This is a genomic window from Streptomyces sp. NPDC060002 (assembly GCF_042737245.1).
Classification (GTDB): domain Bacteria; phylum Actinomycetota; class Actinomycetes; order Streptomycetales; family Streptomycetaceae; genus Streptomyces.
The window spans coordinates 15207-40071 of record NZ_JBHWUW010000016.1 but is presented as its reverse complement, the minus strand read 5'-3'; the positions used below and the strand labels follow the sequence as shown (position 1 = coordinate 40071).

General features: G+C 71.9%; 22 protein-coding genes. 9 read left to right on the top strand and 13 right to left on the bottom strand.

Annotated features, from left to right (window positions below; all coding sequences use genetic code 11):
• Window positions 1-356 precede the first annotated feature (356 nt).
• Entirely contained in the window at window positions 357-2837 is a 2481-nt protein-coding gene (pepN, locus tag ACFWBD_RS16800) for an aminopeptidase N (protein WP_385667335.1), read from the bottom strand.
• A 166-nt stretch (window positions 2838-3003) separates the two neighbouring features.
• Window positions 3004-3357: a chorismate mutase gene (locus tag ACFWBD_RS16795; protein WP_385667334.1), complete on the bottom strand. Its 354-nt coding sequence runs from the start codon at window positions 3355-3357 to the stop codon at window positions 3004-3006.
• 92 nt (window positions 3358-3449) lie between these two features.
• On the opposite strand from ACFWBD_RS16795, the gene ACFWBD_RS16790 reads away from it, so the two are divergent.
• Window positions 3450-4343, top strand: coding sequence for a hypothetical protein (locus tag ACFWBD_RS16790; protein WP_385667333.1), 894 nt, complete (start codon window positions 3450-3452; stop codon window positions 4341-4343).
• Between the two features lie 39 nt (window positions 4344-4382).
• Here ACFWBD_RS16790 and ACFWBD_RS16785 read toward each other — a convergent pair whose 3' ends face one another.
• Both ACFWBD_RS16785 and ACFWBD_RS16780 read right to left on the bottom strand, forming a co-directional pair.
• Entirely contained in the window at window positions 4383-5288 is a 906-nt protein-coding gene (locus tag ACFWBD_RS16785) for an SDR family oxidoreductase (RefSeq protein WP_385667332.1), read from the bottom strand.
• On the bottom strand, window positions 5285-6031 hold the full coding sequence (locus ACFWBD_RS16780) for an SDR family oxidoreductase (RefSeq protein ID WP_385667331.1): 747 nt from the start codon (window positions 6029-6031) through the stop codon (window positions 5285-5287). Before ACFWBD_RS16780 ends, ACFWBD_RS16785 begins: the two co-directional genes overlap by 4 nt.
• Before the next feature lie 54 nt (window positions 6032-6085).
• On the opposite strand from ACFWBD_RS16780, the gene ACFWBD_RS16775 reads away from it, so the two are divergent.
• From ACFWBD_RS16775 to ACFWBD_RS16760, 4 genes are all read left to right on the top strand, one after another.
• A complete protein-coding gene (locus ACFWBD_RS16775) occupies window positions 6086-6865 on the top strand; it encodes an enoyl-CoA hydratase family protein (protein WP_385667330.1) in 780 nt (259 codons plus the stop codon).
• 93 nt (window positions 6866-6958) lie between these two features.
• Entirely contained in the window at window positions 6959-7783 is an 825-nt protein-coding gene (locus ACFWBD_RS16770; RefSeq protein WP_385667419.1) for a CoA transferase subunit A, read from the top strand.
• The gene (locus ACFWBD_RS16765) at window positions 7780-8499 is read left to right on the top strand and encodes a CoA-transferase subunit beta (protein WP_385667329.1); all 720 of its coding nucleotides are present in this window, start codon (window positions 7780-7782) and stop codon (window positions 8497-8499) included. The genes ACFWBD_RS16770 and ACFWBD_RS16765 overlap by 4 nt, the downstream gene beginning before the upstream one ends.
• Window positions 8499-9557: an NAD(P)H-dependent flavin oxidoreductase gene (locus ACFWBD_RS16760; RefSeq protein WP_385667328.1), complete on the top strand. Its 1059-nt coding sequence runs from the start codon at window positions 8499-8501 to the stop codon at window positions 9555-9557. The genes ACFWBD_RS16765 and ACFWBD_RS16760 overlap by 1 nt, the downstream gene beginning before the upstream one ends.
• Before the next feature lie 53 nt (window positions 9558-9610).
• On the opposite strand, the gene ACFWBD_RS16755 is transcribed toward ACFWBD_RS16760, so the two are convergent.
• Genes ACFWBD_RS16755 through ACFWBD_RS16745 form a run of 3 tightly spaced genes read right to left on the bottom strand, consistent with a single transcriptional unit; the run spans window position 9611 to window position 12218 of the window.
• Window positions 9611-10768: an acetyl-CoA C-acetyltransferase gene (locus tag ACFWBD_RS16755; protein ID WP_385667327.1), complete on the bottom strand. Its 1158-nt coding sequence runs from the start codon at window positions 10766-10768 to the stop codon at window positions 9611-9613.
• A 23-nt stretch (window positions 10769-10791) separates the two neighbouring features.
• On the bottom strand, window positions 10792-11403 hold the full coding sequence (locus ACFWBD_RS16750; RefSeq protein ID WP_385667326.1) for a TetR/AcrR family transcriptional regulator: 612 nt from the start codon (window positions 11401-11403) through the stop codon (window positions 10792-10794).
• Between the two features lie 26 nt (window positions 11404-11429).
• Entirely contained in the window at window positions 11430-12218 is a 789-nt protein-coding gene (locus ACFWBD_RS16745; RefSeq protein WP_385667325.1) for an SDR family oxidoreductase, read from the bottom strand.
• Window positions 12219-12371: 153 nt separating this feature from the next.
• On the opposite strand from ACFWBD_RS16745, the gene ACFWBD_RS16740 reads away from it, so the two are divergent.
• Window positions 12372-13523, top strand: a complete 1152-nt coding sequence (locus ACFWBD_RS16740) for an acyl-CoA dehydrogenase family protein (protein ID WP_385667324.1) — start codon at window positions 12372-12374, stop codon at window positions 13521-13523.
• 26 nt (window positions 13524-13549) lie between these two features.
• A complete protein-coding gene (locus ACFWBD_RS16735) occupies window positions 13550-14500 on the top strand; it encodes an acyl-CoA dehydrogenase family protein (RefSeq protein ID WP_385667418.1) in 951 nt (316 codons plus the stop codon).
• A gap of 18 nt (window positions 14501-14518) precedes the next feature.
• Here the strand turns inward: ACFWBD_RS16735 and ACFWBD_RS16730 are convergent, their stop codons facing one another.
• Window positions 14519-15010: an FBP domain-containing protein gene (locus tag ACFWBD_RS16730; protein ID WP_385667323.1), complete on the bottom strand. Its 492-nt coding sequence runs from the start codon at window positions 15008-15010 to the stop codon at window positions 14519-14521.
• A 100-nt stretch (window positions 15011-15110) separates the two neighbouring features.
• Between ACFWBD_RS16730 and ACFWBD_RS16725 the strand changes: the two genes are divergently transcribed.
• Window positions 15111-15683, top strand: coding sequence for a TetR/AcrR family transcriptional regulator (locus ACFWBD_RS16725; RefSeq protein WP_385667322.1), 573 nt, complete (start codon window positions 15111-15113; stop codon window positions 15681-15683).
• Between the two features lie 8 nt (window positions 15684-15691).
• Here the strand turns inward: ACFWBD_RS16725 and ACFWBD_RS16720 are convergent, their stop codons facing one another.
• The 3 genes from ACFWBD_RS16720 to ACFWBD_RS16710 all read right to left on the bottom strand — a co-directional run bounded on the left by ACFWBD_RS16720 (window position 15692) and on the right by ACFWBD_RS16710 (window position 17408).
• Window positions 15692-15964, bottom strand: a complete 273-nt coding sequence (locus tag ACFWBD_RS16720; RefSeq protein ID WP_385667321.1) for a hypothetical protein — start codon at window positions 15962-15964, stop codon at window positions 15692-15694.
• A gap of 182 nt (window positions 15965-16146) precedes the next feature.
• The gene (locus tag ACFWBD_RS16715; protein ID WP_385667320.1) at window positions 16147-16692 is read right to left on the bottom strand and encodes a HutD family protein; all 546 of its coding nucleotides are present in this window, start codon (window positions 16690-16692) and stop codon (window positions 16147-16149) included.
• Window positions 16689-17408 carry a vWA domain-containing protein gene (locus ACFWBD_RS16710; protein ID WP_385667319.1) on the bottom strand — a complete coding sequence of 240 codons (720 nt, stop codon included), beginning with the start codon at window positions 17406-17408 and terminating at the stop codon, window positions 16689-16691. Before ACFWBD_RS16710 ends, ACFWBD_RS16715 begins: the two co-directional genes overlap by 4 nt.
• A 106-nt stretch (window positions 17409-17514) precedes the next feature.
• Between ACFWBD_RS16710 and ACFWBD_RS16705 the strand changes: the two genes are divergently transcribed.
• The gene (locus ACFWBD_RS16705) at window positions 17515-18336 is read left to right on the top strand and encodes a chitosanase (RefSeq protein WP_385667318.1); all 822 of its coding nucleotides are present in this window, start codon (window positions 17515-17517) and stop codon (window positions 18334-18336) included.
• A 122-nt stretch (window positions 18337-18458) separates the two neighbouring features.
• Here the strand turns inward: ACFWBD_RS16705 and ACFWBD_RS16700 are convergent, their stop codons facing one another.
• Both ACFWBD_RS16700 and gltB read right to left on the bottom strand, forming a co-directional pair.
• On the bottom strand, window positions 18459-19919 hold the full coding sequence (locus tag ACFWBD_RS16700) for a glutamate synthase subunit beta (RefSeq protein WP_385667317.1): 1461 nt from the start codon (window positions 19917-19919) through the stop codon (window positions 18459-18461).
• On the bottom strand, window positions 19912-24510 hold the full coding sequence (gene gltB / locus ACFWBD_RS16695) for a glutamate synthase large subunit (protein ID WP_385667316.1): 4599 nt from the start codon (window positions 24508-24510) through the stop codon (window positions 19912-19914). Before gltB ends, ACFWBD_RS16700 begins: the two co-directional genes overlap by 8 nt.
• Between the last annotated feature and the right edge of the window lie 355 nt (window positions 24511-24865).

The window sequence follows — 24865 nt, the reverse complement described above, 5'->3', positions numbered from 1 at the left end:
CGCGGGGCTGGCCCTGGTGCGGGGCGCGGGGCTGGCCCTGGTGCGGGGCGCGGGGCTGGCCCTGGTGCGGGGCGCGGGGCTGGCCCTGGTGCGGGAGATGGCACCGGGGCTGGTGTGGGCGCCCGGGGGCTGCCGCCCCCCGGACCCCCGCTTCGGCCCTGAACGGGCCTCGTCCTCAATCGCCGGACGGGCTGGATGGTGCGGGCCGGCACTGGAAGGTGCGGGCCGGCACTGGAAGGTGCGGGCCCGCGCTGGAAAGCGTCGGCGCTGGATGGTGCGGGCCCGCGCTGGAAAGCGTCGGCGCTGGATGGTGCGGGCCGGCGCTCAATGTGCGGCGGCCGCACCTCCCTGTGGTCCTACGCCTGCCGTACCCGCAACGCGCGTGCCAGGTCGTCGAGTTGGTCGGCGAGTTTGCGGCGCAGGGCCGGGATGGGGTCGGCGTCGGCGAGGCAGGCTTCACCGAGGCGCAGGGTGTCGGGGTCGACGGCGTGGGCGGGGAAGGCCCAGCGGCCGGCGGCTTCGGCGATGGCGGGGCCCCGGCGGGCGGCGAGGGTGACGGCGTCCTGGTAGAAGCGTGGGACGTAGTCGGCGACGAGGTCGCTCTGTTCGGGCTGCCAGAAGCCCTGGGCGGTGGCGGTGAAGAGGTAGTTGGAGAGGGTGTCGTCGTCGAACATGGCGGCCCAGGCGGTGCGTTTGGCGTCCGCGTCGGGGAGGGCGGCGCGGCAGCGGGCGGCGCCTTCCTGGCCGGTGGCGGAGGGGTCGCGGGCGAGTTCGGCGGCGATGGCGCTCTCGTCGGTGGCGCCGAGGACGGCGAGCCGGGCGAGGACGCGCCAGCGCAGGTCGGGGTCGAGTTCGGGGCCGCCGGGGACGGTGCCGTCGGCGAGCCAGGCGGCGATGGTGTCGGGGTGGGCGGCGCCGTCGATGAAGTGGCGTACGGCGATGAGGCGCAGGCCGGGGTGGTCGCCGTCCTCGGTGCGGCGGATGAGGTCGCGGCAGAGGGCGGAGAGGGTGGCGACGGCGGCGGGGCGCTGTTCGGGGGTGACGTAGCGGTCGGCGACCTGTCCGGAGGCGAAGGCGAGGACGCCCTGGACGAGGGCGAGGTCGGTCTCCTTGGGGAGGTGGGCGCGGGCCGCGTCGAGGTAGGCGGTGGGGGCGAGGTCTCCGTCGCGGACGGCGTCGCGCAGGGCGTTCCAGACGACGGCGCGGGTGAGCGGGTCGGGCAGGCCGGACAGGCGGGTGCGGACGGTTTCGAAGGAGGCGGCGTCGAAGCGGACCTTGGTGTAGGTGAGGTCGCCGTCGTTGAGGAGCACCAGGGCGGGGCGTTTGCCGATGGGCCGGGGTGTGCTCTGCGGGATGTCGACCTCGAGGCGTTCGCGCAGGGTGAGGCCGCCTTCGTCGGCGAGGTCGAGGTCGTAGAGGCCGGCGGCGACGCGGTGCGGGCGGCTGCCGTGGTGGGTGATGGTGAGGGTGTGGTCGCCGTTGCTGCCGTTGAGTGTGGGGGTGAGGGTGTCGACGCCGGTGGTGCGCAGCCAGGCGTCGGCCCAGGCGTGGACGTCGCGGTCGGTGTGGGCGGCGAGGGAGTCGATGAAGTCGGCGAGGGTGGCGTTGGCGAAGCGGTGGCGGGCGAAGTGGGTGTTGATGCCGGCGAGGAAGTCCTTCTCGCCGAGCCAGGTGACGAGTTGCCGTAGGGCGGAGGCGCCCTTGGCGTAGGAGATGCCGTCGAAGTTGAGGAGGGCGGAGGCGGTGTCGTCGACGTTCTCGGGGGCGACCGGGTGGGTGGAGGGGCGCTGGTCGGCTTCGTAGCCCCAGGCCTTGCGGACGACGCCGAACTCGGTCCAGGTGTCGGTGAAGCGGGTGGCTTCGGTGAGGGTCTGGTAGCCCATGTATTCGGCGAAGGACTCGTTGAGCCAGATGTCGTCCCACCATTGGAGGGTGACGAGGTCGCCGAACCACATGTGGGCCATCTCGTGGGCGATGACCATGGCGCGGGTCTGGCGTTCGGTGTCGGTGACGGCGGAGCGGTAGACGAATTCGTCGCGGAAGGTGACGAGGCCGGGGTTCTCCATGGCGCCGGCGTTGAACTCGGGGACGAACGCCTGGTCGTAGGAGTCGAAGGGGTAGGGCTCCTCGAACTTCTCGTGGTAGCGGTCGTAGCACTGCCGGGTGATCTCGAGGAGTTCGTCGGCGTCGGCGTCGAGGTGGGAGGCGAGGGAGCGGCGGCAGTGGAGGCCGAAGGGGAGGCCGCGGTGTTCGGTGGTGACGGAGTGCCAGGGGCCGGCGGCGACGGCGACGAGGTAGGTGGAGATGAGGGGGGTGGGGGCGGCCTGCCAGCGGCCTTCGCCGAGGTGTTCGGTGATGCCGTTGGAGAGGACGGTCCAGGCTTCGGGGGCCTTGACGGACAGCTCGAAGACGGACTTGAGGTCGGGCTGGTCGAAGGCGGTGAAGACGCGCTGGACGTCTTCCATGAACAGCTGGGTGTAGAGGTAGGTCTCGCCGTCGGTGGGGTCGGTGAAGCGGTGCATGCCTTCGCCGGTGCGGGAGTAGCGCATGCTCGCCCGGACGCGCAGTTCGTGGTCGCCGGCGGTGAGGTTCTCGAGGGGGAGCCGGTTGTCGTCGAGCGTCTCGGGGTCGAGGGGCTCGCCGTCGAGGGTGACGGAGTGCAGGGCTGCGGGCCTGAGCTCGACGAAGGTGTCCCCGTTGGCGCGCGCGGCGAACCGGATGACGGTGCTGGACTCGAAGGTCTCGTCGCCGGTCGTCAGGTCGAGCTCGATGGTGTAGCGGTGGACGTCGAGGAGCTTGGCACGGCTCTGCGCTTCGTCGCGCGTCAGTACGGACATGAACGACATGCTGCCTGATGCCGCCGACCGGGCACAGGGGCGGATCGGTACGTGCCCTATGTCCCTTCTCGCGCCGGAGCGCCGTTCCGGGCGGGTGGTGCGGCGGGCGCGGCGGGAGGCGCTGACGGAGGGTGTCCGGCCGGTGACGCGTGGCGCCCGCCGCGGGTCAGTGGGGTGTGGGGGCGGGGCCGTTGACGGTGCCCTCGGCGATGCGCTCGTGGTGGCGGATCACCTCGGCGATGATGAAGTTGAGGAACTTCTCGGCGAACGCGGGGTCGAGTTTGGCGTTCTCGGCGAGGGTGCGCAGCCGGGCGATCTGGCGGGCCTCGCGGGCCTGGTCGGCGGGCGGCAGCTGGTGGCGGGCCTTGAGGTGGCCGACCTGCTGGGTGGCCTTGAAGCGTTCGGCGAGCATGTGGACGACGGCGGCGTCGATGTTGTCGATGCTGTCGCGCAGGCGGTCGAGCTCCTCGCGGACGGCGGGGTCGACGTCTGCGGGTCCGGGGGTGTTGCTGGTGGTCATGGGCGTTCACCCTAGTGCGTCCGCGGGGCCCGCCTCGGGGGTGGCCTGCCCTTACAGTGGAATGGGGTTCTCGGCGTCTTGGGGGTGCGGGCGTGGCGAACGGCGGGCCGGTCGAGCACGGGTATCCGCACCTGGAGACGGTGCGGGGGGCTGTCACGGCGCTGTACAGGCGGTTGTCGTACGACACCATCCATCAGTTCGCGTCGAGTGTGGTCCCGGCGGACGTGGCGTTCTGCGACGCGGACGATCTGCATCTTGGGGTGCAGCGGGTGGCGCGTGAGCTGGTGCGGCACTTCCGGTTGCCTCAGGCGCGGATGATCGTGGCGTTCCGTGCGATGGAGCATGCGGCGAACGTGGAACTGACGGCGGGTCCGGAGTACTTCGTGGAGTTGAACGACCGGTTCCGTACGCATCGGCGGGACATCGGTGCGGCGCTGGCGCACGAGATCATGCATGTCTATCTGCATCGTGTGGGCCTGTCGTTCCCGGGCACGCGGGACAACGAGATCCTGACGGACACGGCGACGACGTATCTGGGGGCGGGCTGGCTGCTGCTGGACGCGTACCGGGAGGACGCGGCGTCGTCGCAGAAGCTGGGGTATCTGACTCCGGAGGAGTTCGGGTATGTGCTGGCGAAGCGGTCGCTGGTCTTCGGTGAGGATCCGTCGGTGTGGTTCACGAGTGCGCAGGCGTACACGGCGTACGGGCGGGGTCTTGAGCGGGCCCGGCATGACGAGCGGCAGCCTCCGCTGACGGCGGCGGGCTGGGCGGGGCGGCGGCGTTACGCGCGTGATCGCCGGCATGCCCAGGACCACCGGTCGGCGGGGGCCCCGGACAGCCCGTACAGCTTCGCTCCGGATGTGCCGGGGGCGTTGCGGGTGACGTTCCCGTGTCCCACCTGTCACCAGCGGATCAGGGTGCCGGTGCGGGGGCGGGTCCGGGCGCGGTGCGCGTTGTGCCGGACGGTGCTGGAGTGCGACACGTAGGGGGTTCTCGGGTAGGGGGTGCTCGGGAGGCTCGGGTGGTTACGCTCCGTAGACCGTGCCCGGTGTCGTCGTGTGCGTGAGGAGTTTCTGTACGGCCTCTCCCGCCTCGGCGGCGGTCCATCGCGCTCCTTTGTCGGTGGTGGGTCCGGGCCGCCAGCCCTCCATGACGGTGATCCGTCCGCCGTCCGCCTCGAAGAGGCGTCCGGTGACGCCCTGGCTCGCGGTGGAGCCGAGCCAGACGACCAGGGGGGAGACGTTCTCGGGGGCCATCGCGTCGAAGCCGTTCTCGGGGGCGGCCATGGTCGCGGCGAAGGTGCGCTCGGTCATGCGGGTGCGGGCGGCGGGTGCGATCGCGTTGACCTGGACGCCGTAGCGGGCGAGTTCGGCGGCGGCGACGAGGGTGAGGGCGACGATCCCGGCTTTCGCGGCGCTGTAGTTGCCCTGTCCGACGGAGCCGAGCAGTCCCGCGCCGCTGCTGGTGTTGATGACGCGGGCGGCGGGCGGGCGGCCGGCCTTGGTCTCGGCGCGCCAGTGTGCGGCGGCGTGCTTGAGGGTGAGGAAGTGGCCTTTGAGGTGGACGCGCAGGACGGCGTCCCAGTCGTCGTCGGCCAGGTTGACGAGCGTGCGGTCGCGCAGGAAGCCGGCGTTGTTGACGAGGGTGTCGAGGCGGCCGTACGTGTCCAGGGCGGCGTCGACGAGGGTTGCGGCGCCTTCGGGGGTGGCGATGTCCGCGCCGTGTGCGACCGCTTCGCCGCCGGCCGCGCGGATCTCGTCCACGACCTGTGCGGCGGGGCTGTGGGGGCCGGGTGTGCCGTCGAGGCCGACGCCGAGGTCGTTGACGACGACGCGGGCGCCCTCGGCGGCGAACGCGAGGGCGTGGGCGCGCCCGAGGCCGCGTCCCGCGCCGGTGACGACGACGACGCGCCGGTGGCAGATTCCGCTCATCTCACGTCTCCCTTGTTGGCGGTTGCGGCGTCGAGGAAGGCGGGCCGTTCGCCGCCTCCGTGCAGGAGCAGGCTCGCCCCGCTGATGTAGCGGGCCGTGTCGGAGGCGAGGAAGACGGCCGCCGCGCCCACGTCGGCGGGGAGGGCGAGCCGGCCGAGCGGGACGGTGCGGGCGACGGCTTCGACGCCGTCCTCGCCGCCGTAGTGGAGGTGGGTCAGTTCGGTGCGGACCATGCCGACGACGAGGGTGTTCACGCGTACCTCCGGGGCCCATTCGACGGCCATGGAGCGGGCGAGGTTCTCCAGGCCGGCCTTGGCCGCGCCGTAGGCGGCCGAGCCGGGCGAGGGGCGGCTGCCGCTGACGCTGCCGATCATGACGATCGAGCCGTTCGCGTGCTTGAGGTGGTCGTACGCGGCGAGGGACACGGTCAGGGGTGCGAGGAGGTTGAGTTCGATCACGCGCGCGTGCCGCCCGGCGTCGGTGTGCGTGAGGGGGCGGTAGGGGGCGCCGCCCGCGTTGTTGACGAGGACGTCGAGCCGGGGCAGGTCGGTGAAGAAGCGCTGTACGGCGTCGGCGTCCCGTACGTCGAGCGGTATGAACTCGGCTGTGCCGAGGGGGTGTTCCGGGGGTCTGCGGGCGCAGACCACGACCTGGGCGCCCGCGCGTGCGAGGGAGCGCGCGATGCCGGCGCCCACTCCGCGGGTGCCGCCGGTGACGACGGCGACCTTCCCGTCCAGCTCCATTCGCTGCTACCTTCCACCTAACAAACGTTTGGTGGAAAGGTAGCTGATGCTTCCATGGGTGTCTCCACCTCGTCCCCGGAAAAGGGACCGGAAAAAGGGCCGGAGAAGGGGCCGGAGAAGGGAATCGCACTCGTCACGGTCGACTTCCCGCCGGTGAACGCGCTGCCGGTGAGCGGCTGGTTCGCCCTGGCCGACGCCCTGCGCGCGGCCGGCCGCGACCCCGGCACCCGGTGTGTGGTGCTGGCCGCCGAGGGGCGCGGGTTCAACGCGGGCGTGGACATCAAGGAGATCCAGGCGCAGGGGCCGAGCGCGCTCGTCGGCGCCAACCGCGGCTGCTACGAGGCCTTCGCCGCGGTGTACGAGTGCGAGGTCCCGGTGGTGGCGGCGGTGCAGGGCTTCTGTCTGGGCGGCGGCGTCGGCCTGGTGGGGAACGCGGACGTGATCGTGGCGAGCGAGGACGCCGTGTTCGGGCTGCCCGAGCTGGACCGGGGCGCCCTGGGCGCGGCCACGCATCTGGCCCGGCTGGTCCCCCAGCACCTGCTGCGCGCCCTGTACTACACCTCGCGCACGGTCACGGCGGCCGAACTGCACGGGCACGGCTCGGTGTGGCGGGTGGTGCCGCCGGGCGAACTGCGCGCGGCGGCACTGGAGCTGGCCGGGGAGATAGCCGCGAAGGACGGGGAGCTGCTGCGCCTTGCCAAGGCGGCCATCAACGGCATCGACCCGGTCGACGTGCGCCGCAGTTACCGCTTCGAGCAGGGCTTCACCTACGAGGCGAGCGTCGGCGGGGTGGCCGACCGGGTCCGTGACACCTTCGGAAGGGACGGTGACTGAGTGAGCGCCGACGCCGACAGGCCCACCGGCACGAGCGGGGCCGACAGGACAGAGCGGGCAGACAGGACAGAGCGGGCAGACAGAGCCGACAAGCTGCTGTCCGCGGACGAGGCGGTGGCCCGGCTGCGCAGCGGCATGACCCTCGGCATCGGCGGCTGGGGCTCCCGCCGGAAGCCGATGGCGCTGGTCAGGGCGCTGCTCCGGTCGGAGGTCACCGACCTCACCGTCGTGTCGTACGGCGGCCCGGACGTGGGGATGCTGGCCGCGGCCGGCCGGATCCGGAAGCTGGTCGCCGCGTTCGTCACCCTCGACTCGATCCCCCTGGAGCCGCACTACCGCGCGGCCCGCGAGCGCGGGGCCTTCGAACTGACGGAGGTCGACGAGGCGATGTTCATGTGGGGACTGCACGCGGCCGCGAACCGGCTGCCCTTCCTGCCCGTGCGGGCGGGCGTCGGTTCGGACGTGATGCGGGTCAACCCCGGTCTGCGGACGGTGACTTCGCCGTACGAGGACCAGGAGACGTTCGTGGCCATGCCGGCCCTGCGGCTGGACGCCGCCCTGGTGCACGTCAACCGGGCCGACCGGCTGGGCAACGGGCAGTACCTGGGCCCGGATCCGTACTTCGACGACCTTTTCTGCGAGGCGGCGGACACCGCGTACGTCAGCTGCGAACGGGTCGTCGACACCGCCGAGCTGACGAAGGAGGCGGCGCCGCAGTCGCTGCTGATCAAGCGGCACACGGTGACGGGGGTGATCGAGGCCCCGAACGGGGCGCACTTCACGTCCTGCGCCCCCGACTACGGCCGGGACGAGGCGTTCCAGAAGCGGTACGCGACGACCCCCTGGCCCGAGTTCGCGGCGCGGTTCCTCGCCGGGGACGAGCGGGCGTACCGGTCGGCGGCCGGGGAGGAGTCATGAGCGGGGTGACGCGCGCCGAGTACTGCGTGATCGCCTGTGCGGAGGCGTGGCGCGGCGCGGGCGAGATCCTGGCCAGCCCCATGGGTCTGATCCCCTCCGTCGGTGCCCGCCTCGCCCGGCACACGTTCGCGCCGGACCTGCTGCTGACCGACGGCGAGGCGCTGCTGGTCGGTCTCGACGGCACCGTCGAGGGCTGGCTGCCGTACCGGCAGCACCTGGCGCTGGTCACCGGGGGCCGACGGCACGTGATGATGGGCGCGAGCCAGATCGACCGGTACGGCAACCAGAACATCGCCTGCATCGGCGACTGGGCGAAGCCCACACGGCAGTTGCTCGGGGTGCGGGGCGCGCCGGTCAACACCCTGAACAATCCGACGAGTTACTGGGTGCCGAGGCACTCCCGGCGGGTCTTCGTCGAGCGGGTCGACATGGTGTGCGGGGTCGGGTACGACCGGGCGGCCGGCGCGCGCCACCACCGCATTCCGCGCGTCGTGTCCGACCTCGGTGTCTTCGACTTCGCCACCCCCGACCGGTCGATGCGGCTGGCCTCGCTGCATCCCGGGGTGAGTGTCGGGCAGGTCCGGGAGGCGACGGGGTTCGGGCTCGTGGTCCCGGACGAGGTGTCGCGCACCCGTGAACCGACGACGGACGAACTGCGCCTGATCCGCGAGGTGATCGACCCGGGGAACACCCGGGCCCGGGAGGTCTCGCTCTGATGCAAACGGCGCTCACCCGGCTGGTCGGGGTCCGTCATCCGATCGTGCAGACCGGGATGGGATGGGTGGCGGGCCCGCGCCTGGTGTCGGCGGCGGCGGACGCGGGGGCGCTGGGCATCCTGGCCTCCGCGACCATGACCGTCGACCGGTTGCGGGCGGCGGTGCGCGAGGTGCGGTCGCGGACGCCGGCGCCGTTCGGGGTCAATCTGCGGGCCGACGCGGCGGACGCCGGCGACCGGGTGCGGATCATCCTCGACGAGGGTGTGCGGGTCGCGTCCTTCGCGCTCGCGCCCTCCCCGGAGCTGATCGCCGAGCTCAAGGAGGGGGGTGTCGTCGTCATCCCGTCCATCGGGGCCCGCCGGCATGCCGAGAAGGTCGCCGCGTGGGGTGCGGACGCGGTGATCGTGCAGGGCGGGGAGGGCGGCGGACACACCGGCGACGTGGCGACGACGGTGCTGCTGCCGCAGGTGGTGGACGCCGTGGACATCCCGGTCGTGGCGGCGGGCGGCTTCTTCGACGGGCGGGGGCTGGTGGCGGCACTGGCGTACGGGGCGGCCGGGGTCGCGATGGGCACCCGGTTCCTGCTCACCTCTGACTCGCCGGTCCCGGCCGCGGTGAAGGCGCGGTACCTGGCGGCGACGGTCCGGGACGTCACCGTCACCCGGGCGGTGGACGGCCTCCCGCACCGCATGCTGCGCACCGCGCTGGTCGACGCCCTGGAGGACGCCGGCCGGGCCGGGGCCCTGTTTCGGGCGGTGCGTCACGCGGCCGGCTTCCGGAAGCTGTCCGGGCTCACCTGGCGGGAGATGGTCCGCGACGGCCTGGCGCTGCGCCACGGCAAGGACCTCGCCTGGAGTCAGGTACTGCTCGCCGCGAACACGCCGATGATGCTCAGGTCCGCGATGGTGGAGGGGCGTACGGACTCGGGGGTGATGGCCGCCGGGCAGGTCGCCGGGGTGATCGGCGACCTGCCGTCCTGCGCGGAACTGGTGGCGCGGATCATGAAGGAGGCGGACGAGGCGTTCGTCTCCCTGGACCGGCTCAGAGCCTCGCGGTGACCGTCACCTGCGCGGTCGTCACAGCCTCTCGATGATCGTCACCTGCGCGGTCGTCACAGCCTCTCGATGATCGTCACGTTGGCCTGGCCGCCGCCCTCGCACATCGTCTGCAGGCCGAACCGGCCGCCGGTGCGTTCCAGTTCGTGCAGCAGGGTGGTCATCAGCTTGGCGCCGGTCGCGCCGAGCGGGTGACCGAGGGCGATCGCGCCGCCGTTGACGTTGACCCTCTCGGGGTCCGCGCCGGTCTCCTTCAGCCAGGCCAGGACGACGGGCGCGAACGCCTCGTTGATCTCGACGAGGTCGATGTCGTGGATCGACAGCCCGGTCTTCTTCAGGGCGTGCGCGGTGGCCGGGATCGGAGCCGTCAGCATGCGGATCGGGTCCTCGCCGCGGACGGAGAGGTGGTGCACGCGCGCGCGTGGCGTCAGGCCGTGCTCGCGCACCGCCCGTTCGGAGGCCAGCAGCAGGGCCGCCGCGCCGTCGGAGACCTGGGAGGAGCAGGCGGCGGTGACGGTCCCGCCGTCGATGACGGGCTTCAGCGCGGCCATCTTCTCCAGGGAGGTGTCCCGGCGCGGCCCCTCGTCGGCGGTGACCTCCCCGTGGGCGACGGTCTCGCGCGCGAAGCGGCCCTCGTCGATCGCGCGCGCCGCCCGCCGGTGCGAGCGCAGGGCGAACTCCTCCTGGTCCTGGCGGCTGATGCCCCATTTCGCGGCGATCATCTCGGCGCCGGCGAACTGGTTCACCGGCCGGTCCCCGTACCGCGCGCGCCAGCCCTCGCTGCCCGCGAAGGGGCCCTGGGTGAAGCCGAGGGGTTCGGCGGCCTGCCGGGTGGCGTAGGCGATCGGGATCTGCGACATGTTCTGCACGCCGCCCGCGACCACCAGGTCCTGGGTTTGGGACAGCACGCCCTGCGCGGCGAAGTGCACGGCCTGCTGCGAGGAGCCGCACTGCCGGTCCACGGTCACGCCCGGCACCTCCTCGGGCAGTCCGGCGGCCAGCCAGCAGGTCCGCGCGATGTCGCCGGCCTGCGGTCCGACCGTGTCCAGGCAGCCGAAGACGACGTCCTCGACGGCGGCCGGGTCGATCCCGGTCCGCGCGACGAGTTCCTTGAGCACATGCGCGCCCAGGTCGGCCGGATGGACCTTGCTCAGTCCTCCTCCGCGCCGCCCGACGGGCGTACGGACCGCTTCGACGATGTAGGCCTCGGTCATGGCAACTCCCTCACAGGAAAGGGCTATTCACGTACGGCGATCCCGTCCAGCACCATCGACAGGTACTGCCGGGCGATCTCCTCCGGGCTGTGCTGTCCGCCGGGCCGGTACCAGGACGCGGCGACCCACACGGTGTCGCGGACGAACCGGTAGGCGAGGCGGATGTCGAGGTCGGTGCGGAAGATACGGTCCGTGACGCCGCGCTCCAGCGTGGACAGCCACGCCTTCTCGAACCGGCGCTGCGACTCGGCGAGGAACCCGAACCGTTCCTGCGTGACGAGCTGCTTGCTCTCCTTCTGGTAGATCGCGACGGCGGCGCGGTGCCGGTCGATCTCCCGGAAGGACTCGGTGACGAGGGCCGCGAGCGTCTCGCGGGGGCCGAGCTCGGCGGCCAGGACGGTGTCGTAGCCGTCCCAGAGCTCGTCGAGGAAGGTCCGCAGGATCTCCTCCAGCATCGACTCCTTGGAGTCGAAGTGGTAGTAGAGGCTGCCCGCGAGCATGCCCGCATGGTCGGCGATCTTGCGGACGGTGGTGGCGTTGTAGCCCTGTTCGGCGAAGACCTCGGCGGCGGTGTCGAGGAGTTCGCGGCGACGCGCGGGCGCCGCGGTCACCTGGGGCTTCTTCTTGGTCGGCACGGACACATTGTGGTCTGCTCCGGCCGTCAGGCGTGCTGGCCGCTGACGGAGACGACCTCGCCCGTCATGTACGAGGAGTAGCCCGACGCCAGGAACACGATCACGTTGGCCACCTCCCAGGGTTCGGCGTACCGCCCGAAGGCCTCCCGGGCGGTGAGCTCCGCCAGCAGTTCGGCCGAGGTCACCTTGACCAGGTGCGGGTGCATGGCGAGGCTCGGCGAGACGGCGTTGACCCGTACGCCGTATCCGGCCGCCTCGATCGCCGCGCACCGGGTCAGCGCCATCACGCCCGCCTTCGCGGCGGCGTAGTGCGCCTGTCCGGCCTGGGCGCGCCAGCCGACGACGGAGGCGTTGTTGACGACGACTCCCCCGCCGGTCTCCCGCATCAGCCGCAGGGCGGCCCGGGTGCACCGGAAGGTTCCGTTGAGCGTGACGTCCAGGACGCGTGACCACTGCTCGTCGGTCATGTCGACGAGTTCCGAGGTCCCGCCGAGGCCCGCGTTGTTGACGACGACGTCCAGCCGCCCGTGTTCCCGCACGGCCGTGTCGAACAGGGCCCGCACCTGGCTCTCGTCGGTGACGTCGCACGGCAGGGCGGCCACCGACGCCTCGCCGAACTCCGCGGCCAGTTCGGCCTGGTACGCCTTGAGCCGCCGCGCGTGGGTGTCGCTGATCAGCACGCGCGCGCCCTCCTCCAGGAAGCGGCGCGCGGTCGCTCCGCCGATGCCCGCGCCGGCCGCCGCGGTGATCACGGCGCTGCGGCCGTCGAGCAGCGCGTGCCCGGGAACGTACGGCGGACCCTCGACGTTCGTCATGACGGCACGCTAACCTACCAAACACTTGTTAGGGAAGAACGGACGCGAAGAACGGACACGAAGGACGGACGAGAACAACGCACACGAAGGACGCACGCGCAAGGACCCGCACCGAGGACGCACACGAAGGTCGCGCACCCGAGGAGGGCACCCGTGGACCTCGCACACTCCCCCGCCGACGAGGCGTTCCGCGCCGAGGCCCGCGCCTGGCTGCGCGCGCGGGTGCCGTCCGGGCAGCTGCCCTCGCTGGAGAGCGCCGAGGGCTTCGCCGCGCACCGCGTGTGGGAGGCCGAACTGGCCGCGGCCGGCTGGTCGGTGGTGAACTGGCCGGCGCGCTACGGCGGGCGGGACTGCGGGCTGATGCGCTGGCTGGTCTTCGAGGAGGAGTACTACGCGGCGGGCGCCCCGGGCCGCGTCAACCAGAACGGGGTCAGCCTCCTCGCCCCCACCCTGCTCGACCACGGCACCGAGGAACAGCGGGCCCGGGTCCTGCCCGCGATGGCCACCGGCGAGGTCGTCTGGGCGCAGGCCTGGTCGGAGCCCGAGGCCGGCTCGGACCTGGCGGCGCTGCGCGCCCGAGCGGTCCGGGTGGACGGCGGCTGGCGGCTGAGCGGCAGTAAGACCTGGTCCTCGCGCGCGGCCTTCGCCGACCGCGCCTTCGGCCTGTTCCGCACCGACCCCGACACCCCGAAACCCCATCAGGGGCTCACCTACCTCATGTTCGACCTGCGGGCCCCCGGCGTCACCGTCCGCCCCATCGGCCGCCTGGACGGGAAGCCGGCGTTCGCCGAGCTCTTCCTGGACGAGGTGTTCGTGCCGGACGCGGACGTGATCGGGGAGCCGGGCCAGGGCTGGCGGATCGCGATGTCGACGGCGGCCAACGAACGTGGGCTCACCCTGCGCTCCCCCGGCCGCTTCCTCGCCTCGGCGGACCGCCTGCACGCCCTCTGGGTGGACCGGGGCAGCCCGGAGGCCGCCGCCGCCCGCGTCGCCGACGCGCTGATCGGCGCCCGCGCCTACCAGCTGTTCACGTACGCGGCCGCCTCCCGCTTCCTCGCCGGGGAGCGGCTCGGCCCGGAGTCGAGCCTGAACAAGGTCTTCTGGTCGGAGTACGACATCGCGCTGCACGAGACGGCGCTGGATCTCCTCGGCGCCGAAGGAGCGGAAGGGGAGGCGGCCGACACCGAGTGGTCGGAGGGTTACGTCTTCGCCCTGGCCGGCCCGATCTACGCGGGGACCAACGAGATCCAGCGCGACATCGTCGCCGAGCGGCTGCTCGGCCTGCCGAGGGGACGCCGTCGATGACTTCGCCCAGGCCGGTTCCGCCGGCGATGCGCTTCCTCCTGGACAGCGAACAGCGGGCGTTCGCCCGGTCGTTGGACGCGATGCTGAGTGCGGCCGACACCCCCGCCGTGATCCGTGCCTGGAGCCGGGGCGAGCGGGCGAGCGGCCTCGCGCTGTGGTCGCGGATCGCCGGGGCCGGCGTGTTCGCCCTGGCGGTCCCGGAGGCGTACGAAGGGCTGGGGCCGCGGCCGGTGGACCTGGCCGTCGCCTTCGTGGAGCTGGGGCGGCACGCGGTGCCGGGCCCGCTGGTGGAGACGGTCGCCGCGGCGGCCCTGCTGAGCGATCCGGGCCCCGCGAAGCGGTTCCTCCCCGCTCTGGCCGCGGGCGAGTCGATGGCCACACTGGCACCCGGGGGTTCGTACGCCGTGGACGGTGACGCGGCGACGTTACGGCTGGCGCCGGCCGCCGACGGCCTCCGGCTGTCCCCCGGGCACGGCCCGGTGCGCCCTTCCCTCGACCCCGCCCGTCGCCTCACCCGCCTGTTGCCGGGCGGCGAACTGCTCACCCGGGACCCGCCCGTGGACCGCGCCCTGCGCTGGGCCCGCCTGGCCACCGCCGCGCAGGCTCTCGGGGTGGGTCTGGCGCTGCTGGAGCGGACCGTGGCGTACGTCGGGCAGCGCGTCCAGTTCGGGGTCCCGGTCGGCTCGTTCCAGGCGGTCAAGCACCGGCTGGCGGACGCGAAGATCGCGTTGGAGTTCGCCCGCCCCCTGGTCCTGGGCGCCGCCGTGACGATGAGCCCGGCGGATGTCGCCGCAGCGAAGGTGAGCGCCTGCGAGGCGGCGTACACGACCGCGCGTACCGCACTCCAGCTGCACGGCGCGATCGGCTACACGGCGGAGTACGACCTGTCGCTCTGGATCACCAAGGCCCGCGCCCTGCGCACGGCCTGGGGCACCCCGGACGACTGCCGGGCGGAGGTCCTGCGCGGCCGCGCGTAGCCTCAGCCGGTCACAGCCTCAGCCGGTCACCTTGGCGACGAACGCGGCGAGGTTCGCCACGGTCCGCCCGATCTTCTCCTCCAGTGTGATCGTCTCGGGCAGCCTGGCCCCGACTCCCGCATCCCGCTTGCCCCGCACATACAGCGAGCAGGCGAGGTCGCCGCAGATGTAGGCCCCCACCGAGTTGCCCTGCTGGCCGGCCCTGCCCGCCTTCGGCGCGACCATCAGCGAGACACCCCCGGAGTGGGTGGTCAGGCACATCGTGCACATGCTGCGCCGTGCCTGCCAGGAGCCGGAGGTGGAGGAGCGCAGCGCGAGGGCCGTCGGCCGGCCGGCCAGCTCGACGGCGAGGTAGGCCCGGTCGGGGGCCTGGGGATCCCGCCAGCCGAGGTAGTCCAGGTCGCCCCAGGGCCGGTCGGCCAGGTCGCGCGGGACGGCCAGGCGTTTGGCCTCGCCCTTGGTGCAGTTGACGAACGCGGCACGGATCTCTTGCTCGGTGAGCGGCTTCATATAACGCAGGCTAATTTGCCTAAAGCTTTTAGGCAAATACATAATGGCTATCGGCTGCGGGGCAGCCGGGAGACACCGGGAGCGACACAGGAGGACGAGCATGGGGCGCGTGGGGCTGAGCACGGATCGTCTGGTCCGGGCGGGCGCGGAGCTGGCCGACGAGGTCGGCTTCGACCAGGTGACCGTCTCGGCGCTCGCCCGGCGCTTCGACGTCAAGGTCGCCAGCCTGTACTCGCACGTGAAGAACTCCGACGACCTCAGAACCCGGATCGCCCTGCTCGCCCTGGAGGAGCTCGCCGACCGGGGCGACCTCGCGCTGGCCGGGCGGGCCGGCAAGGACGCCCTGACCGCCCTGGCCGACGTCTACCGCGACTACGCCCGCGAGCACCCCGGCCGCTACGCCGCGGCCCAGCTGCGCCTCGGCCCCGAGGCGGCGGCCTCGAGCGCCGGCCCGCGCCACGCCCGCATGACCCGGGCGATCCTGCGCGGCTACGACCTCACCGAGCCGGACCAGACCCACGCCGTCCGGCTCCTGGGCAGCGTCTTCCACGGCTACGTCACCCTGGAGCTCGGCGGCGGATTCAGCCACAGCGCCCCCGACACCCAGGAGACCTGGACCCGGATCCTCGACGCCCTCGACACCCTGCTGCGCACCTGGCCGCCCGAGAACTGACCGGGCTCTCAGTGTCCCCGCCGGTCGGTTGGCGATGCTCCTTCGGCGTCGGCTTCGGGAGGTGGCTGTCCGCCCCGAACACGGCACGCGCCGGCCAGGACCAGGAAGCCCCAGAGGCAGATCCCGCCCAGCAGGAAGGACCAGTGGTCCGGGAACACCTTGCGCAGGTTGGTCCTCGCCGGCGCGTACAGCCCCGGCCGCTCGTCGGCCCAGTCGGCGAGGTGCTCGCCCTTGCCGGACTCGCCGGGCCTCGAAGTCCCCCCGCCTGACGCCCCGTTCACCGATCGCGCGTCGTCACCCCTACGTCGCCGCCTCCCGCCGGATCGACCCCGGGGTGGCACGGCGGACCGGCTGAGCCAACGGTGCGGACAGCCCGCGCGAGCGGCGCCCGGGAGCCCCTCGGACAGACGCGCGGGACTCGACGGCGGCGGTTCGAGCGGCCTGCGGGACCACGGGGCCGCCGTCACGGGGCGAGGCCGACGACCGCCGTCGGGCCGTGCGCGTGCAGAGTCGCGTCCTCCCCGGTCAGCAGGAGGGCGTCGTGGCGGGCGAGCCGCACCCCGTCGACGTCGGCGGACCCGCCCCCGTCGAGGGCGACGATCAGGGCGTGCGCCGCCCGCAGGCGGAGCCGGCCGCGTACGACCGCGACGGCCGGGGCCGAAGCGCCCCTGCGCCACATCACGTTGAGGTTGACGACGGGCCCGTCCAGCAGCCGGCAGTCGGTGGGCTCGTCACCGGGGAGGTCCTGGGGCACATGCCGTGCGTCGACGAGCCGTCGCCGCCCGCCCACGGTCAGGTCCATGCCCGCTCCCTCGACCAGCGTCAGGGTCCGCTCCACGTCGGGGAACACGGAGAACGGGCCGCTCGCCGCGACCTCGGCGAGGCTGACCCGCCAGGTGAAGGCGGCCATGCCCGCGCCCGCCGGGCAGCAGGCGATCTCACGGGTCACCCCGCCGCCGTTCTTCCAGGCCGTGGCCGTACGTCCGGCGGCGGGCAGCAGGACGGTCACCGGATGATCCCCTGCGCCCTGGCCGCCCCGAGCCACATCGGGAACTCCCCGACCAGCCGGTCGTACAGCTCCGCGTCCGACACCTTCCGCGGATCCGAACCGGCGTGGAAGAAACCGGCGTTGTCGACCGTCCGCTTCGCCGGTACGGGCAGTTCGTCGAGCTTGCGCAGGAAGTCGAACTGCTTGCTGCCCCGGTCGCCGAAGCCGATGAACTGCCAGAACAGGGGCAGCTTCGACGCCTTGCAGAGGTAGCGTTCGGCGGCGAGCTTGTTGATCGGGCCGCCGTCGGTCTGGAAGACGACGAGCGCGGGATCCGTCGATCCGCTGTCGAGGTAGTGGTCGATGACGGCGTCCATGGCGAGGTGGTAACTGGTCTTGCCCATGTGTCCGAGCCCGGCCACGATCCGGTCCACCCGCCCCTGATGGTCGGCGAGGGCGATGTCGGTGACGGCGTCGACGTCGGTGGAGAAGAAGACGACCGGCACCCGGCCGTCGTCGTCGAGGTGCGCGGACAGGCCCAACACCCGGTCGGCGAGCGCCTGCACGCTGCCGTCCTGGTAGTACGGCTTCATCGACCCCGAATAGTCGACGACGAGATAGACGGCCGCCCGCTGCCCGTCGAGACCGTGCTTGGTGAGGGACACCCCGGCGCTCTTGTAGAGGCTGACCAGCGCGGGTGCGGTCTCCTGGACCTTGGCGAGACTGATCGCGACCATGGCGCACAGCCTCCCACACCCACCGGCCTTCGCCCTTTTGTTCGTTCACCGACTAATTAGGATGGAATGACAAGGAACACGACATTCCCGCTCTAGGGTGTCGGGCATGAAACGTGCCGCCGCCCTGGTCTGCGCCGCCGTAGCGTCGACGGTGTACCTGTTCACTCCCGCCGAGCCCGTCCAGCCCGCCCAGCCGACGACCGGCGTCCAGGCGGCCCCGCCGGGCCTCACCGCCCCGCCCCAGAAGGAGCTGGCCCAGAAGATCGTGGCGAGCGCCGAGAACGGGACCCTGAACTGGCGCACCGCGTACGGCTATGTCGAGGACATCGGTGACGGACAGGGCTACACGGCGGGCCTGATCGGCTTCTGCACCGGCACCCACGATCTGCTCACCCTGGTCGAGCGCTACACGCTCGACCACCCGGACAACGCCCTCGCCCGCTATCTCCCCGCCCTGCGCCGGGTCGACGGCACCGCCTCGCACACCGGTCTGGACCCCGGCTTCCCGGCCGCCTGGCGGGCCGAGTCGAGGGTGCCCGCCTTCCGGGCCGCCCAGGACGTCGAGCGCGACCGTGTCTACTTCGACCCGGCGGTCCACCGGGGCCGCGTCGACGGCCTGGGCGCGCTGGGCCAGTTCATCTACTACGACGCCCTGGTCTTCCACGGCCCCGGCGCGGGCCCGACCAGCTTCGACGGCATCCGTGCCCGCGCGATGCGGCAGGCCCGCACCCCCGCGCAGGGCGGCAAGGAGGCCGACTATCTCGACGCCTTCCTCGACGCCCGCCGCCGGGCCATGCTGACCCGGCACCCCGGCGTCGACACCTCGCGCGTCGACACGACCCAGCGCCGTTTCCTGCGCGAGGGCAACCTCGGCCTGCGCCCGCCGCTGCGGTGGCAGGTGTACGGGGAGACGTACCGGGTTCCGTAGCGCGGTCGTTCGGACATGCGGCGGCGCCTGCCCGGTCGTCCGGTCGGGGACTGTGGGGCAGGCGCCGTCTGTGTTCCGTACGCCTTTGTACGGGACGTAGGGGGGCCCTCGGGGCCGGGCCGTCAGACCAGCAGCGAGCGGTCCGTCGGGCGGATCGGGGCCGGCAGCTCACTCGCGCCGGTCAGGAACCGGTCGACGCCGCGGGCGGCCGAGCGGCCCTCCGCGATCGCCCACACGATGAGCGACTGGCCGCGGCCGGCGTCACCGGCGACGTACACGCCCGGGACGTTGGTGCGGAAGTCGGCGTCGCGGGCGATGTTGCCGCGCTCGTCGAGCTCCAGGCCGAACTGCTCCACCACGCCGTTCTCACGGTCGGTGCCGGTGAAGCCCATCGCGAGGGTGACCAGCTGGGCGGGGATCTTGCGCTCCGTGCCCGGCTTCGGCGTCAGCCTGCCGTCGATGAACTCGACCTCGCTGAGGTGCAGCCACTGGACGTTGCCGTCCTCGTCGCCCTCGAAGTGGGTGGTGGAGACGGAGTAGACCCGCTCGCCGCCCTCCTCGTGCGCGCTCGTGACCTTGTAGAGCATCGGGAAGGTCGGCCACGGCTGACCCGGGTTCCGCTCCTCGCCGGGCCTCGGCATGATCTCCAGCTGGGTGACCGAGGCCGCGCCCTGGCGGTGGGCGGTGCCCACGCAGTCGGCGCCGGTGTCGCCACCGCCGATGACCACGACGTGCTTGCCCTGGGCCGAGATCGGGGGCGCCACGAAGTCGCCCTCCTGGACCTTGTTGGCCAGCGGCAGGTACTCCATCGCCTGGTAGACGCCCTTGAGCTCACGGCCGGGGACCGGAAGGTCACGGGCGGTCGTGGCGCCGGCGGCGATGACGATGGCGTCGTAGCGCTTCTTCAGGTCGGTCGCCTTGAGGTCGCGGCCGATCTCGATCCCGGTACGGAAGCGGGTGCCCTCCGCGCGCATCTGCTCGATACGGCGGTTGATGTGCCGCTTCTCCATCTTGAACTCGGGGATGCCGTAACGGAGGAGGCCTCCGATGCGGTCCGCGCGCTCGTAGACGGCGACGGTGTGGCCGGCCCGGGTGAGCTGCTGGGCGGCGGCCAGGCCCGCCGGGCCCGAGCCGATGACCGCGACGGTCTTGCCGGACAGGCGCTCGGGCGCCTGCGGGGCGACGTCGCCGGTCTCCCACGCCTTGTCGATGATCGAGACCTCGACGTTCTTGATGGTGACGGCCGGCTGGTTGATGCCCAGCACACACGCAGACTCGCACGGAGCGGGGCACAGCCGGCCCGTGAACTCCGGGAAGTTGTTCGTGGCGTGCAGCCGCTCGGAGGCCGCCGTCCAGTCCTCGCGGTAGGCGAAGTCGTTCCACTCGGGGATCAGGTTCCCCAGCGGACAGCCGTTGTGACAGAACGGGATGCCGCAGTCCATGCACCGGCCGGCCTGCTTGCCGATGATCGGCAGCAGCGAACCGGGGACGTAGACCTCGTTCCAGTCCTTCAGACGCACGTCGACCGGACGGGACTTGGCGACCTCACGGCCGTGGTTCAGGAAGCCCTTCGGGTCAGCCATTGGTCGCCGCCTCCATCATCTTCTCGGTGATCTCGGACTCGGAGAGTCCCGCCTGCTCGGCGGCGGCCTTGGCGGCGAGCACTGCCTTGTACGTACTGGGGATGATCTTGCTGAAGCGCTCCGCGGAGGCGTCCCAGTCGACGAGCAGCTTCGCGGCGACCGTGGAACCGGTCTCCTCGGCGTGGCGGCGCACCACGTCGTGCAGCCACTGCTTGTCGGCCTCGTCCGGCGTCTCGACGGCGCCGAGGTTGCCGGCGTTGACGTTGTCGCGGTTCAGGTCGATCACGTAGGCGACGCCGCCCGACATACCGGCCGCGAAGTTGCGGCCCGTCTCGCCGAGGACCACCGCGTGACCACCGGTCATGTACTCGCAGCCGTGGTCGCCCACGCCCTCGGAGACGACCGTCGCGCCGGAGTTGCGGACGCAGAAGCGCTCACCGGTGCGGCCGCGCAGGAACAGCTCGCCGCCGGTCGCGCCGTAGGCGATGGTGTTGCCCGCGATCGTCGAGTACTCGGCGAGGTGGTCGGCGCCCCGGTCCGGGCGGACGACGACCCGGCCGCCGGAGAGACCCTTGCCGACGTAGTCGTTGGCGTCGCCCTCCAGGCGCAGCGTGACACCGCGCGGGAGGAAGGCGCCGAAGGACTGGCCGGCGGAGCCGGTGAAGGTGATGTCGATGGTGTCCTCGGGCAGGCCCGCGCCACCGAACTTCTTCGTCACCTCGTGGCCGAGCATGGTGCCGACCGTGCGGTTGATGTTGCGGATGGAGACCTGGGCGCGCACCGGCTGCGCGTCGGTCGCGGAGTCCGCGGCCAGGGCGTCGGCGGCGAGCTTGATCAGCTGGTTGTCGAGCGCCTTCTCCAGGCCGTGGTCCTGCGAGATGACCTGGTGCAGCGCCGCGCCCTCGGGCAGGGCGGGCACGTGGAACAGCGGGGCCAGGTTCAGGCCCTGTGCCTTCCAGTGGTCGACGGCGCGCTCGACGTCCAGGACCTCGGCGTGGCCGACGGCCTCCTCGATGGTGCGGAAGCCCAGCTCGGCGAGGATCTCGCGGACCTCCTCGGCGATGAACTTGAAGAAGTTCACCACGTACTCCGCCTTGCCGGCGAAGCGGTCGCGGAGCACCGGGTTCTGGGTGGCGATGCCGACCGGGCAGGTGTCCAGGTGGCAGACGCGCATCATGACGCAGCCGGAGACGACGAGCGGCGCGGTCGCGAAACCGAACTCCTCGGCGCCGAGCAGCGCGGCGATGATCACGTCACGGCCGGTCTTCAGCTGGCCGTCGGTCTGCACGACGATCCGGTCGCGCAGGCCGTTGAGCAGCAGCGTCTGCTGGGTCTCGGCGAGGCCGAGCTCCCAGGGACCGCCCGCGTGCTTGAGCGAGGTGAGCGGGGAGGCGCCGGTTCCGCCGTCGTGGCCGGAGATGAGCACGACGTCGGCGTGCGCCTTGGACACACCGGCCGCGACCGTGCCGACGCCGACCTCGGAGACCAGCTTCACGTGGATCCGCGCCTGCGGATTCGCGTTCTTCAGGTCGTGGATCAGCTGGGCGAGGTCCTCGATGGAGTAGATGTCGTGGTGCGGCGGCGGGGAGATCAGACCGACACCGGGGGTGCTGTGCCGGGTCTTGGCGACCCACGGGTAGACCTTGTGGCCGGGCAGCTGGCCGCCCTCGCCGGGCTTGGCGCCCTGGGCCATCTTGATCTGGATGTCGTCCGCGTTGACCAGGTACTCGGACGTGACGCCGAAGCGGCCGGAGGCGACCTGCTTGATGGCGCTGCGCCGGGCCGGGTCGTAGAGCCGGTCCGCGTCCTCGCCGCCCTCACCGGTGTTGGACTTGCCGCCCAGCTGGTTCATGGCGATGGCGAGGGTCTCGTGCGCCTCCTTGGAGATGGAGCCGTACGACATGGCGCCGGTGGAGAAGCGCCGGACGATCTCGCTGACCGGCTCGACCTCGTCGACGGAGATCGGCTGCCGGTCCGACTTGAAGCCGAAGAGGCCGCGCAGCGTCATGAGGCGCTCGGACTGCTCGTTCACGCGGTCCGTGTACTTCTTGAAGATGTCGTAGCGGGCGGTGCGCGTCGAGTGCTGGAGGCGGAAGACCGTCTCCGGGTCGAACAGGTGCGGCTCGCCCTCGCGGCGCCACTGGTACTCGCCGCCTATCTCCAGGGCGCGGTGGGCCGGCGCGATGCCGCTGGCCGGGTACGCCTTGGCGTGGCGGGCGGCGACCTCCTTGGCGATGACGTCGATGCCGACGCCGCCGATCTTGGTGGCGGTGCCGTTGAAGTACTTCTCGACGAAGGCGTCGTCGAGGCCGACGGCCTCGAAGACCTGGGCGCCGCGGTAGGAGGCGACGGTCGAGATGCCCATCTTGGACATGACCTTCAGGACGCCCTTGCCCAGCGCGTAGATCAGGTTGCGGATCGCCTGCTCGGGCTCCAGGCCGTTGATGAAGGTGCCCGCGCGCAGCAGGTCCTCGGCGGACTCCATCGCCAGGTACGGGTTGACGGCGGCGGCGCCGAAGCCGATCAGCAGGGCGACGTGGTGGACCTCGCGGACGTCGCCGGCCTCGACGAGGAGGCCCACCTCGGTGCGCTGCTTGGTGCGGATGAGGTGGTGGTGGACGGCCGAGGTGAGCAGCAGCGACGGGATCGGGGCGTGCTCGGCGTCCGAGTGGCGGTCCGACAGGACGATGAGTCGGGCGCCGTTGTCGATGGCGGCGTCGGCCTCGGTGCAGATCTCGTCGATGCGCGCGGCCAGCGCGTCACCGCCGCCGTGCACCCGGTACAGACCGGAGAGCGTCGCGGCCTTGAAGCCGGGCATGTCGCCGTCGGCGTTGATGTGGATGAGCTTGGCCAGCTCGTCGTTGTCGATGACCGGGAACGGCAGGGTGACCGTCCGGCACGACGCGGCGCTCGGCTCGAGCAGGTTGCCCTGCGGGCCCAGCGACGAGCGCAGCGAGGTCACGAGCTCCTCGCGGATCGCGTCCAGCGGCGGGTTGGTGACCTGCGCGAACAGCTGGGTGAAGTAGTCGAAGAGCAGGCGCGGGCGCGCGGAGAGCGCGGCGATCGGCGAGTCCGTGCCCATGGAACCGAGCGGTTCGCCGGCGGTCTTGGCCATCGGCGCGAGGATGACGCGCAGCTCTTCCTCGGTGTAGCCGAAGGTCTGCTGGCGGCGGGTGACCGAGGCGTGGGTGTGCACGATGTGCTCGCGCTCGGGCAGGTCGGCCAGCTCGATCTCGCCGGCCTCCAGCCACTCGGCGTAGGGCTTCTCGGCGGCGAGCTGGGCCTTGATCTCGTCGTCCTCGATGATGCGGTGCTCGGCGGTGTCGACGAGGAACATCCGGCCGGGCTGGAGGCGGCCCTTGCGGACGACCTTGGCGGGGTCGATGTCGAGGACGCCGACCTCGGAGCCGAGGACGACGAGGCCGTCGTCGGTGACCCAGTAGCGGCCGGGGCGCAGACCGTTGCGGTCGAGCACGGCGCCGACCTGGGTGCCGTCGGTGAAGGTGACACAGGCCGGGCCGTCCCAGGGCTCCATCTGCGTGGAGTGGAACTCGTAGAAGGCGCGCCGGGCCGAGTCCATGGACTCGTGGTTCTCCCACGCCTCCGGGATCATCATCAGCACGGAGTGCGGCAGCGAGCGGCCACCGAGGTGGAGCAGCTCGAGCACCTCGTCGAAGGACGCCGAGTCGGAGGCGTCCGGCGTACACACCGGGAAGATCCGCTCGATGGACTTCTCGTCCTTGCCGAACAGGTCGGAGACGAGCTGTGACTCACGGGCGCGCATCCAGTTGCGGTTGCCCTTGACGGTGTTGATCTCGCCGTTGTGCGCGACGAAGCGGTACGGGTGCGCGAGCGGCCACGACGGGAAGGTGTTCGTCGAGAAGCGCGAGTGGACGAGCGACACGGCCGAGGCGAAGCGGCGGTCGGACAGGTCCGGGAAGAAGGGCTCGAGCTGGCCGGTGGTCAGCATGCCCTTGTACACGATGGTCCGCGCGGACAGCGACGGGAAGTAGACGCCGGCCTCGCGTTCGGCGCGCTTGCGCAGCACGAACGCCTTGCGGTCGAGGTCGATGCCCGTGCTCGCGTTGTCCGTGACGAAGATCTGGCGGAAGGCCGGCATCGTCGAGCGGGCGGTGGCGCCGAGCAGCCCGGGGGCGACCGGGACCTCGCGCCAGCCGAGGACGGTGAGGTCCTCGTCGGCGGCGATCGTCTCGATCTGTGAGACGGCGTCCTGGAGGCCTTCCTCGGGGAGGAAGGCGATACCGACGGCGTAGCCGCCGGCCTCGGGGAGCTCGAATCCGGCCACCTCGCGGAGGAAGGCGTCCGGGACCTGGGTCAGGATGCCCGCGCCGTCGCCGGAGTCCGGCTCGGAGCCGGTGGCGCCGCGGTGCTCGAGGTTGCGCAGAACGGTGAGCGCCTGCTCGACCAGCGTGTGGCTCGCCTCGCCGGTGAGGTTGGCCACGAAGCCGACGCCGCAGGCGTCGTGCTCGTTGCGGGGGTCGTACATACCCTGCGCAGCAGGGCGAGCATCCATGAAGGACCAGTTCTGGCCATTCGCGGAATGCTGGGACGGCTGGCGCGGCGTACGCATCGGCTCTCCCGTCGTCGTCTCAAGTGGCATATCTGCTGGCGAAGGGACGACGTTGGCCCTCTGCGTAACGCAAAATTTCGTGCAGGTTACATGATGGAGCGGTTCTCGGGAACCGGATACTCCGTTCCAGCATGCGGACGCCACGGAGTCGCGAGGGGGGTATCGCGCACGTGGCTGAAAGTATGTGGGGACCGAACGGAACGAGATCGATCAGATCGATGTCCGCCGGTCCGGAAGGCGAGGGGAGCGGTGTCGTTCACCCCGCGAGTGCGCCGGAGGCGTCATTGCCCACAGCGCTTACGGCTCATGCCCGCTGGTTAAGCACTCGAAACCAGTCAGTAACGACTACTTATGC